Source organism: Staphylococcus sp. GDY8P57P (assembly GCF_017892585.1).
In the GTDB taxonomy this organism is placed as follows: Bacteria; Bacillota; Bacilli; order Staphylococcales; family Staphylococcaceae; genus Staphylococcus; species Staphylococcus borealis.
In genome coordinates this window covers 1-17634 of sequence record NZ_JAESLK010000018.1, presented here as the reverse complement: position 1 = coordinate 17634, position 17634 = coordinate 1, and the positions used below count along the sequence as shown (strand labels likewise).

The following is a 17634-nucleotide window of genomic DNA, read 5'->3' as shown; positions in this document are numbered from 1 at the left end:
CATCACAGTTGTGTAATAATTTTAAAGGCAACGTTTGAGAATAGCCTTAATTATTCACTTTATTTTATGACGCTTTGAGTCTAAATGTGGTATGTATTGTTCCAACCTCTTTCGTACTTTTAATAATATTAATAATACATATCGGAAAAATGAGAATTAGATGTTTTACAAAGAGTTACTAAGTGAGAAATAAAGAAGGTGTACGATTTTGCCACAAACTAAGAAAAAAACTACAACCCGTAAAAAGGGCGCAACAACCCGTAAATCGACTAAAAAAAAGCAACAGAAGAAGGACAGTTCTTTACGCTATGTTATTGCAATCATAATAGTCATTTTGTCGATTTTAGGAATGTTCCAATTAGGCATTGTGGGTCGAATGATAGATAGCTTTTTCAATTATTTGTTTGGAATGAGTCGCTATTTAACATACATATTACTCAGTTTAATTACGGTTTATATAGCAATGCAAAAGCAATTCCCTAAGACAAGACGTACTTTCGGATTGATATCGCTACAATTTGTGTTATTGATTACAACACAAATTATTTACCATTTTCAAAAAGGGGCGGTATCTCAAAGAGAACCAGTTCTATCTTATGTCTATAAGGCTTATGAACATAGTCATTTTCCAAATTTCGGTGGGGGTTTAATAGGATTCTATTTACTTAAAATATTTATTCCACTTATTTCCATTGCAGGTGTCATCATCCTCACATTAATCTTATTAAGTTCAAGTATTATACTATTGCTTAAACTTAGACATAGAGATGTTGTCAAATCTTTAATTGATAAAATGAAAAATTCGAGTCAAAGTGCGTCATCTAATTTGAAAGAAAAAAGAGCACAAAATAAACTCAAAAAAGAAGCGCGCCAACGTGAAAAAGAAGTAGAGCGTGAGCGTCAAAGACAAAATGAATTTGAGCAAGAACAACTTGAGTCAGAGCAAATTAAAGATGTAAGTGATTTTCCAGAAGTTAATCCAGAACCGGAAGACATTCCTATTTATGGTCATAGTGAGTCGCAAGAAAATAAGCAACCTCCTGTTAACAAGCGCAAGAAAAGACAATTTGGTATTAATAACGAAGATCATGCTAAAGAAGTAAATCAAAATAACGAAAAGCATCAACGCCATAATACAAAGTCAGATTCAGCTTCTAATGATGATCATCAAATGAACGGTTCAATTTCTGAAGCGGGAGAAGAGGCTAATGCTGCATATCACATTCCGCCATTATCATTACTTAATCAGCCAGCTAAACAACAAACAACTTCTAAGGCTGAAGTTCAACGTAAAGGCCAAATACTTGAATCTACAATGAAAAACTTTGGTGTTAATGCTAAAGTGAAACAGATTAAAATTGGGCCAGCCGTAACACAATATGAAATTCAACCTGCTCAAGGCGTTAAAGTAAGCAAAATTGTGAACTTACATAATGATATTGCACTTGCATTAGCAGCAAAAGATGTACGTATTGAAGCGCCAATACCTGGACGTTCAGCAGTAGGCATTGAAGTGCCAAATGATAAGATTTCATTAGTTACCCTTAAGGAAGTGCTTGAATCTAAATTTCCAGCAAGTAACAAATTAGAAGTAGGTCTTGGTAGAGATATTTCTGGTGAACCAATTACAATTCAATTAAATGAAATGCCACACCTTCTTGTTGCCGGTTCAACAGGTAGCGGTAAGTCTGTATGTATTAACGGTATTATAACTAGTATTCTATTAAACGCTAAACCACATGAGGTCAAGCTCATGTTGATTGACCCTAAGATGGTAGAATTAAATGTGTATAATGGGGTGCCACATTTATTAATACCAGTAGTGACCAATCCACATAAAGCCTCTCAAGCCTTAGAAAAGGTAGTGGCAGAAATGGAACGACGCTATGATTTATTCCAACATTCGTCTACACGTAACATTGAAGGGTATAATAAATTTATACGTCGTCAAAATGAAGAACTCGATGAGAAACAAGCAGAATTACCATATATCGTAGTTATTGTAGATGAATTAGCTGATTTGATGATGGTTGCAGGTAAAGAAGTTGAGAATGCCATTCAACGTATTACTCAAATGGCCAGAGCAGCAGGCATTCATTTAATCGTTGCAACACAAAGACCATCTGTAGATGTAATTACTGGTATCATTAAAAATAATATTCCTTCACGTATTGCATTTGCCGTAAGTTCTCAAACTGATTCTAGAACAATTATTGGCTCTGGTGGAGCCGAAAAGTTACTCGGCAAAGGTGATATGCTCTATGTAGGTAATGGAGAGTCATCTCAAACGCGTGTACAAGGTGCTTTCTTAAGTGACCAAGAAGTTCAAGATGTTGTTAATTATGTGGTTGAACAACAAAAAGCGAATTACGTGAAAGAAATGGAACCAGATGCACCTGTAGACAAATCAGAAATGAAGAGTGAAGATGCTCTGTATGATGATGCCTATATATTTGTTATTGAGCAACAAAAAGCAAGTACGTCGCTATTACAACGACAATTTAGAATTGGCTATAATCGTGCTTCTAGATTAATGGATGATTTAGAACGAAACCAAGTTATCGGACCACAAAAAGGTAGTAAACCAAGACAAGTATTAGTAAATTTAGATGATGAAGAGGTGTAAATGATGACAGAGATAAATGCAGCTTTTAAAGTTAAGGAGTATATTCTAAAGCAAATTAAAGAACAATCTTTAAAACCTGGTGATAAACTACCTAGCAATTTATCTATTGCCAGAGAATTGAATGTGAAAACAGACGATGTCTATGATGCAATTGGTGAACTTATTACTGAACAAGTTTTGACTGATAACTTTGAAGAAGGACCAAGTGTAAAGTCATTACACCCCTTCTTCTATCCATTAAATAAATTATTCAGCATAAACGATATGATTCAAGAAGCAGGTTACCACTCAGGAACTGAATATTTGAGTTTAGAGGAACAACCTGCCTCCATATTAGATGCACAAATGTTAGGCATTGAAGATAAACAACCAATTACAATTATTGAGCGTCTACGCACTGCAAATCATCAGCCAGTTATTTATTGTTTAGATAAAATTTCAAAAGATTATCTTACCTGTACTGATTATCAAATCAGTGATGGTTCCATGCTAAATGCAATTGAGACGAATACCGGTCATAAAGTTGCTTCTGCTGAAACAGAAGTTGAAGCAATTAGTTATGAGCCACATATTTCTGATATTCTGAACGCTTCTCCACATGAAGGTTTAATGTTATTAAAGGTTGTACATTATGATGAATTGGGTAAACCTATTTTATATTCTTTAAATTATGTGAAGAGCAGTTTAGTTAAATTTAAACTGACACGTACAAAAATATAGATTTGATATTAAGGAGTGTGGATGAATGTTAGAACAACAAATCAATCAAGATCAACACATACATATCGATGTGTTACCTACAGATAAATTTAAGACAACTATGATTACTTTCAAATTTATGGCACCTTTAGATTACGAAACCATCACAGCACGATCTTTACTTAGTAAATTATTAGTTCGTGCTACACAAAAATGGCCAACTGATAAAGCGTTTAGTAAACAACTGTCAGAATTATATGGTGCTTACATACATAGTTTTGTTTCTAAATTTAAAGATAAACATGTGATCACTATCTCATTAGAAATTGTTAATGAACGTTACCTCAAAGATTCAACACCACTTTTTGAAAAAGGATTGAATGTCTTATATGAAGTAATCAATCAACCACTCATTGAAAATAGTGCGTTTAATGAAACATTTGTCAATCAAGAAAAATCTCTACTAACTAAAAAAATTGAAGCTATTATCGATAATAAGGCGCAATATTCATTTTTAAATTTATTAAAATACATGTTTAAAGATGAACCGTATCGCTATTTAGCGACAGGACAAATTGAGAAAATAAATACAATTACACCTAAAAGCTTATATCATACATATCAAAATATGATTAACAATGATCAATGTTCGGTTTATGTTGTTGGCAATGTAGATGAACAAGAAGTTAAGCAATTAATTAAGTCGAAATTTATAATTAAACCATTTGAAATGACGCAATCTAATGAACCGTATTTAATGGATTCAAACTCAGAACCACAATATATTGTTGAAGAGGATGAAGTGGACCAAGCAAAATTAAATATGGGCTATCGCTTTCCAACGCGTTTTGGGGCACAAGATTATTATGCATTAGTAGTATTAAATACGATGTTTGGTGGGGACCCATCATCCGTTTTATTTAATGAAGTACGTGAAAAACAAAGTCTAGCCTATTCAATCCATTCACAATTAGATGGTAAAAATGGTTATCTCTTTGTATTAAGTGGTGTATCAGCAGATAAATTTGAACTTGCTAAAGATACAATTTTGGAAGAGTTTGATAAATTTAAACGTGGTGAATTTGACGAAAATAAATTAGAACTCGCCAAAAAAATTATCATCTCCCATAGACATGAGATTGCCGATCGACCTAAAAGTATTATCGAAGTTATGCAAAATCAGTTACTTTTAGAACGTTTGCAAACAGATGAAAACTATATTAATCACATCCAAAAAGTTACTAAAGAAGATGTGGTAACTATGGCCAATAAAGCTAAACTTGATACAATTTATGCACTTACGAAGGGTGGTCATTCTTAATGAAAGAAACATATTATGAACTCATTGATGAGCGTGTATTTGAACATGAATTAGCTAATGGGTTACGTTTATTCGTTATTCCAAAAAAAGGGTTTCAAAAAACATTCGTAACGTATACGACTCAATTTGGCTCTCTAGACAATACTTTTAAACCACATAATCAAGATGCGTTTGTAACTGTACCAGATGGCGTCGCTCACTTTTTAGAGCATAAATTATTTGAAAAAGATGACACTGAAGATTTATTTACTGCATTTGCAAGTGATAATGCGCAAGTCAATGCATTTACTAGTTTTGATCGTACTAGTTATTTATTCAGTGCCACAGATAATGTTGAAAGTAATATTCTAAGATTATTAGAAATGGTAGAGACACCATTCTTTTCGAAGGAAACGGTTGATAAAGAAAAAGGGATTATCGCTGAAGAAATAAAAATGTATCAAGAACAACCTGGCTATAAAATTATGTTTAATACGCTACGTGCGATGTATCAAAATCATCCAATTAAAGTGGATATAGCTGGTAGCGTAGAGAGTATCTATAATATTACAAAAGATGACTTATATCTATGTTATGAAACATTTTATCATCCATCGAATATGGTGTTATTTGTAGTTGGCGATGTGAATCCAGAAAATATACGCGATATTGTTGAAACGCATGAAAATAAAAGAGATAAAACGAATCAACCTAAAATTGAAAGAGCAACTATTGATGAGCCAACTAAAGTGATAACACCATTTGTAACTGAAGAAATGAAGCTACAGTCACCTAGGTTAATGTTAGGATTTAAAAATGAACCAACTAAGGCATCGCCACAACAATATGTACAACATGATTTAGAAATGACGCTATTTTTCGAATTAGTATTTGGTGAAGAAACGGATTTCTATCAAACATTATTGAATGAAGATTTGATTGATGAATCATTTGGCTATCAATTTGTGCTCGAACCTACCTATTGTTTCTCAATCATTACGAGTGCGACACAACATCCAAATAAGTTGAAAGAAGTGTTATTAAATGAACTCAACATGCATCGCGGTAAATTGAAAGACCAAGAAGCATTTGATTTATTGAAAAAACAATTTATTGGTGAATATATTTCAAGTTTAAATTCTCCTGAATATATAGCGAATCAATATGCTAAATTATATTTTGAGGGTGTCAGTGTGTTCGATATGTTAGATATTATTGAGAATATAACATTAGATAGTATTAATGAAACAGCATCTAAGTTTTTAAATATTGATAATATGGTTGATAGTCGTTTGGAGCTTAAATCTTAATGAGAGCATTAGTACTTGGTGGCTCAGGAAGTATTGGTACAGCAATTGTAGAACGGTTATTAGAGGAAGGTAACGAAGTCATTGTTCAATATTTTCAATCTGATATAAGTACGTTACAAGCTAAGTATGAAGGAGAAGCTGTTGAATTTATACAAGCTGATTTATCACAAGATATTGATTTGGAAGAAACTTTTGGCCATGTGAAACATATTGATTGCTTGATTTATAGTAGTGGTACAGCTTTGTACGGCTTATTACAAGATATGTCTGATGAAGATATTGATCATAGCTACAATATTCATGTTAAGCAATTAATTCGATGTTGTCGTTATTTTATAGATACAATACGTCATAGTGAATTTGGTCGAATTATTGTTATTTCGTCCATTTGGGGGGAAACAGGTGCAAGTATGGAGACCATTTATTCTACAATGAAGAGTGCTCAAATTGGCTTTGTTAAAGCGCTAAGCCAGGAATTAGCAATGACGAATGTCACTGTCAATGCAGTTACGCCTGGTTTTGTAAGTGGTAATATGGCACAATCATTTAATTCAGAAGATATGTCGTCTATTTTAGCAGAGTTACCACAACAGCGAATGATAACTCCTGATGAAATTGCTCATACATGTGCTTATTTGTGGAGTCCACTTGCAAAAAGTGTTACTGGAACAATTCAAAAAGTCAATGGTGCTTGGTATATCTAATTTGAGACAGATTGAAAACGCAGAATGAAAAAATTAGTGTTTGTATTAAGTTCTAAATGCTATAATATGATTACTAATTTTTAATATTCCAATGGTAGGTTACCATTTAAAACAAGGGGCGGATATTGATGACAGTAGCCGAAAAAAAAGAATGGTATCTTGAGTATGAAATCACGGTTAACCGAGCAGGGTTACTAGGTGATATTTCAAGTTTACTTGGCATGTTAGGCATAAGTATTGTTACGATTAATGGGGTAGATCAAGGCCGACGAGGTTTGTTAATTAAAACAGATAGTCTCGAAAAAGTTAATCGCTTTGAACATATAATCAATGAACTGAGTGAAATAGAAATAACCAAATTAAGAGTACCTGAATTGCGTGATAGATTAGCTGTAAGGCATGGACGTTATATTGAACAAGATGCTGATGATAAAAAGACATTTCGTTTTGAACGTGAAGATTTAGGATTATTAGTTGATTTTTTGGCTGAACTTTTCAAAGAGGAAGGTCATAAGTTGATTGGTATCAGAGGGATGCCACGTGTAGGAAAAACAGAATCTATAGTAGCTGGAAGCGTATGTGCTCATAAACGTTGGTTATTTATAAGCTCTACTTTAATTAAGCAAACTGTTCGCAGTTCACTTATTAAAGGGGAATATGATTCAAATCATGTCTATATTATTGATGGCGCTGTCACTGCTAGAGAATCAAATCCTAAGCATCAAGAATTAGTTCGTGAAGTCATGACATTACCATCAATTAAGGTGGTTGAACATCCTGATTTATTTGTAGAATCAGGGAACTATAGCATGGATGATTTTGATTATATTATTGAATTGAGAGAGAATGAAAATCAAGAAATTGAATATGATCAAATGAAGCAACAAACAGTTAAAAGTAAAAATTCGCTAGACTTTGGAGAAGACATGTTTGGCGGAGGTTTTGGATTTTTTGAATAGTGGTTGTGGAGGCTTTTGAAAGTGAAGACAATTGGTGAAACATTGAAAGGTAGACGCGAAAGGTTAGGTATGACTTTAGCAGAGTTAGAAGAGCGTACTCAAATTAAACGTGATACGCTTAAATTAATCGAAGAAAACCGCTTTGATGAATTAGCAAAAGTGGACTATGCAGAGGGATTTATTCGCCGTTATGCGAGTGTAGTAAATATAGATTCATATCAATTGATACAAGCGCATCGTGAGGAAATACCGGATAGTCAACATCAATTAAATGAACTTCTGAACAGATACCATAACGATGAAGCACCTACATATCGCACTAAAGATAAAGAACCTCTACAATTAATGATATTAATTGGCGGTATCATTGTAATTACGTTTATCTTATGGGTCTTAGCTGTGTTACTATTATAAAGTAAGAGATAAAATTAGAAATGAGGCTTTAACATGAATATACCAAATCAAATCACGATTTTTAGGGTAATATTAATTCCAGTTTTTATTTTATTTGCTCTAGTGAACTTTGGATTTGGCAATGTATCTATTTTAGGTGGATTTGACATTCGCATTGAGCAACTTATTGCTGCAATTATTTTTATTGTAGCTTCTTTAAGTGACTTTCTTGATGGATACTTAGCTAGAAAATGGCAACTTGTAACGAATATGGGTAAATTTTTAGATCCTTTAGCTGACAAATTACTTGTTTCAAGTGCATTAATTGTTATGGTCCAATTAGGACTTACGAATTCTGTCGTAGCCATTATTATTATCGCACGTGAATTTGCAGTTACAGGATTACGATTATTACAAATTGAGCAAGGTTTTGTAAGTGCGGCAGGACAATTAGGCAAAATTAAAACTGCTGTGACTATGGTTGCAATTATCTGGATTTTAATGGGTGATTTATTAGCAACTTGGATAGGCATTCAAATAGGTCAAGTATTACTTTATATTGGTGTTTTATTTACGATTTTATCTGGAATTGAATACTTTTATAAAGGTAGAGATGTTTTTAAACATTAAATTAGTGAAAATATAACCAAGAATACTAGTGAATAGAAAGACAACGCTATTCCTAGTTATTCTTGGTTTTTTAAGTTCAAATTTTAGAATAAGCGTCATTCGATGCATTATAATAATAGATGTCGTGTAAGAATTATCACTATAGGGAGAAATGAACATGAATATTTCAATTATTGCTGTAGGTTCAGAACTTTTATTGGGTCAAATTGCCAATACAAATGGACAATATTTATCAAGATTATTTAACAGTATTGGAAAAAGTGTCGTTGAACATACGGTTATTGGAGACAATCCGCAAAGATTAGAACGTGTGATTAAAAACGGGTTAAAACGATATGACACAATTGTGTTCACTGGAGGATTAGGACCTACGAAAGACGATTTAACAAAGCATACTGTTGCAAAAGTGCTTGGTAAAAATCTAGTAACTGATGCTACAGCATTAGAATATATAGAAAATTATTTTAAAGAACAAGGTCAAGAAATGACGCCGAATAATAAACAACAAGCGTTAGTTATTGAAGGTGCTAAAGTATTACAAAATCACTATGGAATGGCACCAGGTATGTTAGTGGAAATAGAAGATAAGAAAGTTATTTTGTTACCTGGTCCGCCAAGTGAAATGAAACCAATGGCCAAAAATGAATTATTACCTTGTTTAATGGATGATGATAGCGTTATTTTTTCAGAACAATTGAGATTTGCTGGAATTGGAGAATCTAAAGTTGAAACTGAATTAATGGATTTAATTGATCATCAAGATAACCCAACCATCGCACCATTAGCTGGTACGCATGAAGTATATATAAGATTGACTGCCAATGCCGATACGAAAAATGAGTGTAAAAACTTAATTGAACCTACTAAGAATGCAATTCTTGATAGAATTGGTAAATATTATTATGGTTCAGATGATATTGTAATTGAACAAGCACTAATGAATGCTATGGATACACGCTTTAGTCTATATGATGGTGTGACTAATGGCGCACTGTACACACGATTAAAAAATTATGATACCAATCATCTTCTAGAGGGACAATTACCAGATTCACGTGTCTTTATCTCTGAGATAGATAATATTGAAGATAAACTTAAATACGCAACACAATATGTAAAAGATTTATATAAAACTAAATTGGGTATAGCGTTATTACATGATCAAGAGCAAGTTTATCTTGGGTATAGCGATGAACGTATATTTAAATTTGAAACATTTAAAATGCCGTTAAAACGAAATATATTACAAAACAGAAGTCAAAATTATGCCATGATAAAATTATTAAATTGGTTTAAATAATGTTTCTTTTTGAAAATATGAGCGCTTATTGAGTACATTTGTTCGATTTTGTGATAAGACACTTCAATAAAAGCGAACAAATATTCGCAAAAAACTTGTAATTAGATTCAAATGAATGTATAGTATTAGTTAAGATATTAATACGAGGATTAACTCATTAATAGGAGGTTTCGCTTTGGATAATGATCGTCAAAAAGCTTTAGATACAGTTATAAAAAATATGGAAAAATCTTTCGGTAAAGGTGCCGTTATGAAACTAGGCGACAACAAAGGACGTCGTGTTTCAAGTGTATCAAGTGGCTCAGTTACTTTAGATAATGCACTTGGTGTAGGAGGTTATCCTAAAGGTAGAATCATTGAGATTTATGGTCCAGAAAGTTCTGGTAAAACTACAGTAGCTTTACATGCTATTGCTGAAGTACAGAAGAATGGTGGCGTTGCTGCATTCATCGATGCCGAACACGCATTGGATCCAGTATATGCTGAAGCACTAGGTGTAGATATTGATAATTTATATCTATCACAACCAGACCATGGTGAACAAGGTTTAGAAATTGCCGAAGCTTTTGTTCGAAGTGGTGCAGTAGATATAGTAGTAGTTGACTCTGTTGCAGCATTAACACCTAAAGCAGAAATTGAAGGTGAGATGGGTGATACACATGTGGGACTTCAAGCCCGTTTAATGTCACAAGCACTACGTAAATTATCTGGTGCCATTTCGAAATCGAATACTACGGCTATATTCATTAACCAAATACGTGAAAAAGTTGGTGTTATGTTTGGTAACCCTGAAACTACACCAGGTGGACGTGCGTTAAAATTCTATAGCTCTGTACGTTTAGAAGTTCGTCGTGCTGAACAGTTAAAACAAGGACAAGAAATTGTTGGTAATAGAACTAAGATTAAAGTCGTAAAAAATAAAGTTGCACCTCCATTTAGAGTTGCTGAAGTAGACATCATGTATGGTCAAGGTATCTCTAAAGAAGGTGAACTGATTGATCTTGGTGTTGAAAATGATATCGTAGATAAATCAGGTGCATGGTATTCTTATAACGGTGATCGCATGGGTCAAGGTAAAGAAAATGTAAAAACGTATCTTAAAGAAAATCCACAAGTTAAAGAAGAAATTGATCGTAAATTACGAGAAAAACTTGGTATTTTTGATGGTGATGTTGAGGATAAAGAAGAAGATGCCCCTCAAACATTATTTGATGAAGAATAGCGTTTAAAACTTTAATTTTGAATTAAACACATGTATATTAATTTACTTGAAACGTATGAGTAAACAAAACGATTCATTTAAATAGTTGCTTGAAACATGAAAAGAGTCTTCTACATTTGATAAGCTATTTTCGTTATGGACAATGAAAAAAGTGTCAACAGAAGTAGTGTATCAGTGAAAATGTAGTAGACTTTTTTGTTATATAAAAATAGAACTTTCAATGAATACATAGTTTGAGAAAGCGTTATAAATAGTGATAGCAATTTGCTGTATGGCATTGAATTTAGCAAACACTTAAATAAAATGAATTCAATTAAATAGATATCCCGGTTGTATATGACCCAACACAAGAAATCACACCAAGAAATTCAACAAGCAAAGCAAGGTGGGGATCGGGGCTTGGAATGAATGAACACCACACCAGTGGAATTTCATATCTTGACACTAACAAGTTAATAAACGTACAATTGATATGTATAATTATTATACATTCATAAAAATCATGAAGAGATTTTGATATACAAAGCAAATACCTAGAAAAAGGAGGTGTTTATGTGAATTTATTAAACCTCCTACTCATTTTGCTGGGGATTATTCTAGGGGTTGTTGTGGGGTATATTGTAGCCCGAAATTTATTGCATCAAAAGCAATTACAAGCTAGACAAACTGCTGATGATATTATTAAGCAAGGTCAAAAAGAAGCTGATAATATCAAAAAAGAAAAATTATTAGAGGCAAAAGAAGAAAACCAAATCATAAGAGAACAAACTGAATCAGAACTACGTGAAAGACGTGGTGAGCTTCAAAGACAAGAAGCCCGACTTCTTCAAAAAGAGGAAAATTTAGATCGAAAATCTGATCTTCTTGATAAAAAAGATGAGATTTTAGAACAAAAAGAATCTAAACTTGAAGAAAGACAACAACAAGTAGATGCAAAAGAGAGTAGTGTTCAGACATTAATAATGAAGCATGAACAAGAATTAGAACGCATCTCCGGTCTCACTCAAGAAGAAGCTGTAAATGAACAACTTCAAAGGGTTGAACAAGAACTGTCACAAGATATTGCTGTACTTGTTAAAGAAAAAGAAAAAGAAGCTAAAGAAAAAGTTGATAAAAAAGCAAAAGAATTATTGGCTACTACCGTACAACGTTTAGCTGCTGATCATACGACAGAATCAACAGTTTCAGTAGTTAATTTACCAAATGATGAGATGAAAGGTCGCATAATTGGTAGAGAAGGTAGAAATATTAGAACTTTAGAAACATTAACAGGTATTGATTTAATCATTGATGATACACCAGAAGCAGTCATTTTATCTGGTTTTGATCCAATTAGACGTGAAATCGCGCGTACTGCATTAGTTAATTTAGTCTCAGATGGACGTATCCATCCAGGCAGAATAGAAGAAATGGTTGATAAAGCTAGAAAAGAAGTAGATGACATTATAAGAGATGCTGGTGAACAAGCCACATTTGAAATTAATGTTCATAACATGCACCCAGACTTAGTTAAAGTTTTAGGTCGTCTTAATTATAGAACAAGCTATGGTCAAAACGTCTTAAAACATTCAATTGAAGTAGCGCATTTATCAGGAATGTTAGCTGCTGAACTAGGGGAAGATGTCAGCTTAGCCAAACGTGCTGGATTGCTTCATGATGTAGGTAAAGCCATCGATCATGAAGTTGAAGGAAGTCACGTAGAAATTGGTGTTGAACTAGCTAAGAAATATGCAGAAAATGACACTGTCATTAATGCAATTCATTCACATCACGGTGATGTAGAACCTACGTCAATCATATCTATTTTGGTAGCAGCTGCTGATGCATTATCTGCAGCAAGACCAGGTGCACGTAAAGAGACATTAGAGAATTATATTCGTAGATTGGAACGTTTAGAAACACTTTCTGAAGGTTATGATGGTGTTGAAAAAGCATTCGCAATCCAAGCAGGTCGAGAAATAAGAGTCATTGTATCACCTGAGGAAATAGACGACTTGAAGTCACACAGGTTGGCTAGAGACATTAAATCACAAATTGAAGATGAACTACAATATCCTGGTCACATCAAAGTGACAGTTGTAAGAGAGACAAGAGCAGTAGAGTATGCGAAATAATTTTTAACAGATCCAATTTTTGGATCTGTTTTTTTATGCCTTTAAAGTGTCATTTAATAGTTAAAAATGAGGCCATACCGTAAAAGAAGTATCAGGTGAACTTTAATATATGAAAGGGAGAACTTGAAAATTAAATGACCATTTGTCATACTTCAATTTTAAGAAATAAAAAGGAGCAAGATAAATTTCTTTATCTCACTCCGAGCCAATGATTGAACATTAATGTAAATGAACAACTTAACACTTAAAATTCAATCGCTTATAATAATTGTTAAATGTAAACTTAAAATATTTTTGTGTTTTACTTAATTGATGATTTAATAAATTATTTAAGTTGTAAATCAGTTTTTTTCAATTCAGAAATAATTTCTGCTGTATCATAACAATTAGTAGCAATATTTGAGTATCTTTCCGCTAAACGATAAGCATTGATGTATAATTCAAGACTTTCTTTAGCAATGTCTTCTGCATCTTCTGATTTAGACGGATTAGATTTTACCACTAATTCTGCAAACTTCTCTGGATCAATATTAATTGACATGTAAATTTTACAACTCCTATTATTTTTGTTAAATCTATCTTAACATATGTTGTATACATGCTAAAGTAAATAGATATCTAATTTAAAAAGAGTGAGAATATCCTCTTTTATTATAGCCCTATATGAATTAAACTATTTTTATGAGAGGATGAACATTCAATGAGAATATTATTTATTGGCGATATCGTAGGAAAAGTTGGAAGAAATGCGATTGCTGAATATTTACCTAAAATTAAACAATCTTATAGACCAACTGTAAGTATCGTTAATGCTGAAAATGCAGCACATGGTAAAGGTTTAACTGAAAAATTGTATAAGCAATTATTAAGAGATGGTGTAGATTTCATGACAATGGGCAATCATACATATGGACAACGTGAAATTTATGATTTTATTGATAATGCAAATAGAATGGTTAGACCAGCAAATTTTCCTAGTGAAGCACCTGGTGTAGGTATGAGATTTATTCAAATTAATGATATTAAATTAGCGATTATAAATTTACAAGGACGTTCATTTATGCAAGATATAGATGACCCTTTTAAAAAAGCTGATCAACTAATTGAAGAAGCTAAAAAAGAAACGAATTACATTTTTGTAGATTTCCACGCGGAAACGACATCAGAAAAAAACGCAATGGGATGGTATTTAGATGGTAGAGTCAGTGCGGTAGTTGGAACGCATACACATATTCAAACATCGGATGAACGTGTGCTTCCTAATGGTACGGGTTATATCACAGATGTAGGTATGACAGGGTATTATGACGGAATACTCGGAATTAATCGTGATGAAGTCATTGAACGATTTATCACAAGCTTGCCACAACGTCATGTTGTGCCGAATGATGGCAGAAGTGTTCTTTCAGGTGTTATTATAGATTTAGATAAAGAAGGAAAAACTAAGCATATTGAAAGAATACTCATCAACGACGATCATCCTTTTAATAAATAATTTGAAACCATTCATAGACGATTGGATATAGTCCATTAGTATGAATTTAAATAATTGCCACTGTTGTCATAGTAAGACGGTGGTTATTTTTGTTATGATTTATTATGAATTAATTCCACAGGAGGCATATGATATGAAATCACAAATATCATGGAAAGTGGGCGGACAACAAGGTGAAGGTATCGAATCGACAGGAGAAATTTTTGCCACAGCGATGAACCGTAAAGGTTATTATTTATACGGATATAGACATTTCTCAAGCCGTATTAAAGGCGGACACACTAATAATAAAATTAGAGTATCCACTACACCTGTACATGCAATTAGTGATGATTTGGATATTTTGGTGGCTTTTGACCAAGAAACAATTGAATTGAACCATCATGAAATGCGTGAAGATAGTATTATTATTGCTGATGCAAAGGCGAAACCGACGAAACCTGAAGCGTGTCGTGCTCAACTTATTGAATTACCATTTACTAGCACAGCTAAAGAACTAGGTACTGCACTTATGAAGAATATGGTTGCTGTTGGTGCAACGTGTGCCATCATGGATTTAGATACAACTACATTCGAAACGCTTATAACAAATATGTTTACTAAAAAAGGTGAAAACGTTGTAGCAATGAATATTGAAGCTTTAAATCAAGGTTATGCATTGATGAAAGCACAAATAAATGATTTACAGTTAGATTTTAAATTGCAACCAACGGATAAAGATCCTCATTTATATATGATTGGTAATGATGCAATAGGGTTAGGTGCTATTTCAGCGGGCTCTCGTTTCATGGCTGCCTATCCAATTACACCTGCATCTGAAATAATGGAATATATGATTGCGAACGTACCTAAAGTAGGCGGTACAGTAGTACAAACTGAAGACGAAATTGCTGCAGCTAATATGGCAATTGGTGCTAATTATGCAGGTGTTAGAGCATTTACTGCCAGTGCAGGACCAGGTCTTTCACTTATGATGGAAGCTATAGGCCTTTCAGGTATGACGGAAACACCATTAGTAATTATTAATACACAACGTGGTGGACCATCAACGGGTTTACCAACTAAACAAGAACAATCTGATCTAATGCAAATGATTTATGGTACGCATGGGGATATACCAAAGATTGTAGTAGCGCCTACCGATGCTGAAGATGCTTTTTATTTAACGATTGAAGCGTTTAACTTAGCTGAAGCATATCAATGTCCAGTAATCGTATTGAGTGATTTACAATTATCATTAGGTAAACAAACGGTTGAACATCTTGATTATAATAAAATTCACATTCAACGAGGCGAATTATTGCAATCTGATATTGAACGTGAAGAGGATGACAAACAATACTTTAGAAGATATGCGTTAACAGGAAATGGTGTATCACCTAGACCTATACCTGGAGTTAAAGGCGGTATACATCATGTAACTGGCGTAGAACACAATGAAGAAGGTAAACCAAGTGAAGCGGCTGAAAATAGACGTCAACAAATGGACAAGAGAATGCGTAAAACAGCAAATCTATTAATTGAAAAACCAGTTGAATTAAATGAACAACACGAAGAAGCCGATATTTTATTTATTGGATTTATATCTAGTAAAGGTGCGATTCAAGAAGGTGCTGAAAGACTTAATGCGCAAGGTTTAAAAGTGAATACTATGCAGATTCGTCAACTTCATCCTATGCCGAAAGATGTTATTCAATCAGCTATTAATAAAGCATCTAAAGTCATTGTTGTTGAACATAATTATCAAGGACAACTTTCAAATATCCTTAAAATGAATACAACAATTCAAGATAAATTGATTAATCAAACTAAATATGATGGTACACCTTTCTTACCTCATGAAATTGAATCTAAAGGGCAAGAAGTAGTAAGTGAAATTAAGGAGTTGGTATAATTGGCTACATTTAAAGATTTTCGTAATAATGTGAAGCCAAATTGGTGTCCAGGTTGTGGCGATTTCTCAGTTCAAGCAGCTATTCAAAAAGCAGCTGCCAACGTCGGATTAGAGCCTGAGGAAGTAGCAATCATTACTGGTATTGGCTGTTCAGGCCGATTATCTGGTTATATTAATTCATACGGCGTACATGGTATACATGGACGCGCATTACCACTAGCACAAGGGGTTAAAATGGCGAACAAGGATTTAACTGTCATTGCCTCTGGTGGTGATGGTGATGGATACGCTATTGGTATGGGACATACTATTCATGCATTAAGACGTAATATGAACATGACGTATATTGTTATGGATAATCAAATTTATGGCTTAACTAAAGGGCAAACCTCTCCATCATCTGCAGTAGGTTTCATAACAAAATCTACGCCTAAAGGTAATATTGAGAAGAATGTTGCACCACTTGAATTAGCATTATCATCAGGTGCAACATTTGTAGCCCAAGGGTTCTCGAGTGATATTAAAGCGTTAACTAAGCTCATTGAAGATGCGATTAATCATGATGGCTTTTCATTTGTAAATGTCTTTTCACCTTGTGTAACTTATAACAAAGTAAATACGTATGATTGGTTTAAAGAACATTTAACAAGCTTAGATGACATAGAAGGCTATGATACGTCTGATAAACAATTAGCTATGAAGACTGTTTTAGATCATGAGTCTTTAGTAAAAGGTATCGTGTATCAAGACACTGAAACCCCGTCATATGAATCTCAAATAGAAGAACTAAATGAAAGTGCATTATCTAAGCGAGATATTCATATAACTGAAGAAGATTTCAACAACTTAACTTCTCAATTTGTATAAAAATTTAATTCACTCACTTCTAAACAACGAATGTTTGGAGGTGAGTTTTTTGTATTATGATTTATTCATTATATATATATATATTTTGAATCGAACATTAGAGTCAAGTCCAGACTCCTGT

The 17634-nt window shown here is 33.3% G+C and carries 14 protein-coding genes and 2 pseudogenes; 15 read left to right on the top strand and 1 reads right to left on the bottom strand.

Features of this window, described 5'->3' with window-relative positions:
* Window positions 1-208 precede the first annotated feature (208 nt).
* From KA878_RS14655 to rny, 12 genes and pseudogenes are all read left to right on the top strand, one after another.
* Window positions 209-1019, top strand: a pseudogene (locus KA878_RS14655) (cell division protein FtsK); the annotation flags it as partial.
* 149 nt (window positions 1020-1168) lie between these two features.
* Window positions 1169-2626 (top strand): annotated as a pseudogene (locus tag KA878_RS14650) (DNA translocase FtsK); the annotation flags it as partial.
* Between the two features lie 3 nt (window positions 2627-2629).
* Entirely contained in the window at window positions 2630-3346 is a 717-nt protein-coding gene (locus KA878_RS05265) for a GntR family transcriptional regulator (RefSeq protein ID WP_075109171.1), read from the top strand.
* A 25-nt stretch (window positions 3347-3371) separates the two neighbouring features.
* A complete protein-coding gene (yfmF, locus tag KA878_RS05260; RefSeq protein ID WP_193839408.1) occupies window positions 3372-4646 on the top strand; it encodes an EF-P 5-aminopentanol modification-associated protein YfmF in 1275 nt (424 codons plus the stop codon).
* Window positions 4646-5935, top strand: a complete 1290-nt coding sequence (gene yfmH / locus KA878_RS05255) for an EF-P 5-aminopentanol modification-associated protein YfmH (protein WP_075109163.1) — start codon at window positions 4646-4648, stop codon at window positions 5933-5935. Before yfmF ends, yfmH begins: the two co-directional genes overlap by 1 nt.
* Window positions 5935-6639 (top strand): elongation factor P 5-aminopentanone reductase, encoded by a 705-nt coding sequence (gene ymfI, locus KA878_RS05250; protein WP_193839407.1) that lies wholly within the window; start codon window positions 5935-5937, stop codon window positions 6637-6639. Before yfmH ends, ymfI begins: the two co-directional genes overlap by 1 nt.
* Before the next feature lie 128 nt (window positions 6640-6767).
* Window positions 6768-7598 carry a YmfK family protein gene (locus tag KA878_RS05245; RefSeq protein ID WP_016930681.1) on the top strand — a complete coding sequence of 277 codons (831 nt, stop codon included), beginning with the start codon at window positions 6768-6770 and terminating at the stop codon, window positions 7596-7598.
* Window positions 7599-7619: 21 nt separating this feature from the next.
* Window positions 7620-8012 carry a helix-turn-helix domain-containing protein gene (locus KA878_RS05240; protein ID WP_075109161.1) on the top strand — a complete coding sequence of 131 codons (393 nt, stop codon included), beginning with the start codon at window positions 7620-7622 and terminating at the stop codon, window positions 8010-8012.
* 33 nt (window positions 8013-8045) lie between these two features.
* On the top strand, window positions 8046-8621 hold the full coding sequence (gene pgsA / locus KA878_RS05235; protein WP_193839406.1) for a CDP-diacylglycerol--glycerol-3-phosphate 3-phosphatidyltransferase: 576 nt from the start codon (window positions 8046-8048) through the stop codon (window positions 8619-8621).
* A gap of 157 nt (window positions 8622-8778) precedes the next feature.
* Window positions 8779-9921: a CinA family nicotinamide mononucleotide deamidase-related protein gene (locus KA878_RS05230; RefSeq protein ID WP_193839405.1), complete on the top strand. Its 1143-nt coding sequence runs from the start codon at window positions 8779-8781 to the stop codon at window positions 9919-9921.
* A gap of 175 nt (window positions 9922-10096) precedes the next feature.
* On the top strand, window positions 10097-11143 hold the full coding sequence (gene recA / locus KA878_RS05225) for a recombinase RecA (RefSeq protein WP_053029340.1): 1047 nt from the start codon (window positions 10097-10099) through the stop codon (window positions 11141-11143).
* 554 nt (window positions 11144-11697) lie between these two features.
* On the top strand, window positions 11698-13257 hold the full coding sequence (gene rny / locus KA878_RS05220; protein WP_070855547.1) for a ribonuclease Y: 1560 nt from the start codon (window positions 11698-11700) through the stop codon (window positions 13255-13257).
* Between the two features lie 325 nt (window positions 13258-13582).
* Here the strand turns inward: rny and KA878_RS05215 are convergent, their stop codons facing one another.
* Window positions 13583-13798 (bottom strand): hypothetical protein, encoded by a 216-nt coding sequence (locus KA878_RS05215; protein ID WP_053029342.1) that lies wholly within the window; start codon window positions 13796-13798, stop codon window positions 13583-13585.
* A gap of 159 nt (window positions 13799-13957) precedes the next feature.
* On the opposite strand from KA878_RS05215, the gene KA878_RS05210 reads away from it, so the two are divergent.
* The 3 genes from KA878_RS05210 (at window position 13958) to KA878_RS05200 (ending at window position 17513) form a co-directional block, all read left to right on the top strand.
* Window positions 13958-14752: a TIGR00282 family metallophosphoesterase gene (locus tag KA878_RS05210; RefSeq protein WP_053029343.1), complete on the top strand. Its 795-nt coding sequence runs from the start codon at window positions 13958-13960 to the stop codon at window positions 14750-14752.
* A 133-nt stretch (window positions 14753-14885) separates the two neighbouring features.
* Window positions 14886-16646 (top strand): 2-oxoacid:acceptor oxidoreductase subunit alpha, encoded by a 1761-nt coding sequence (locus KA878_RS05205; protein WP_070855548.1) that lies wholly within the window; start codon window positions 14886-14888, stop codon window positions 16644-16646.
* Window positions 16647-17513: a 2-oxoacid:ferredoxin oxidoreductase subunit beta gene (locus KA878_RS05200; protein ID WP_053029345.1), complete on the top strand. Its 867-nt coding sequence runs from the start codon at window positions 16647-16649 to the stop codon at window positions 17511-17513.
* Window positions 17514-17634 lie beyond the last annotated feature (121 nt).

Bases quoted from the DNA above. Each gene is read 5' to 3' on its own strand.
- KA878_RS05205 (WP_070855548.1), top strand. From the start codon at position 14,886: ATGAAATCACAAATATCATGGAAAGTGGGCGGACAACAAGGTGAAGGT.
- pgsA (WP_193839406.1), top strand. From the start codon at position 8,046: ATGAATATACCAAATCAAATCACGATTTTTAGGGTAATATTAATTCCA.
- KA878_RS05245 (WP_016930681.1), top strand. From the start codon at position 6,768: ATGACAGTAGCCGAAAAAAAAGAATGGTATCTTGAGTATGAAATCACG.
- KA878_RS05210 (WP_053029343.1), top strand. From the start codon at position 13,958: ATGAGAATATTATTTATTGGCGATATCGTAGGAAAAGTTGGAAGAAAT.
- ymfI (WP_193839407.1), top strand. From the start codon at position 5,935: ATGAGAGCATTAGTACTTGGTGGCTCAGGAAGTATTGGTACAGCAATT.
- KA878_RS05215 (WP_053029342.1), bottom strand. From the start codon at position 13,798: ATGTCAATTAATATTGATCCAGAGAAGTTTGCAGAATTAGTGGTAAAA.
- KA878_RS05265 (WP_075109171.1), top strand. From the start codon at position 2,630: ATGACAGAGATAAATGCAGCTTTTAAAGTTAAGGAGTATATTCTAAAG.
- yfmH (WP_075109163.1), top strand. From the start codon at position 4,646: ATGAAAGAAACATATTATGAACTCATTGATGAGCGTGTATTTGAACAT.
- yfmF (WP_193839408.1), top strand. From the start codon at position 3,372: ATGTTAGAACAACAAATCAATCAAGATCAACACATACATATCGATGTG.
- KA878_RS05230 (WP_193839405.1), top strand. From the start codon at position 8,779: ATGAATATTTCAATTATTGCTGTAGGTTCAGAACTTTTATTGGGTCAA.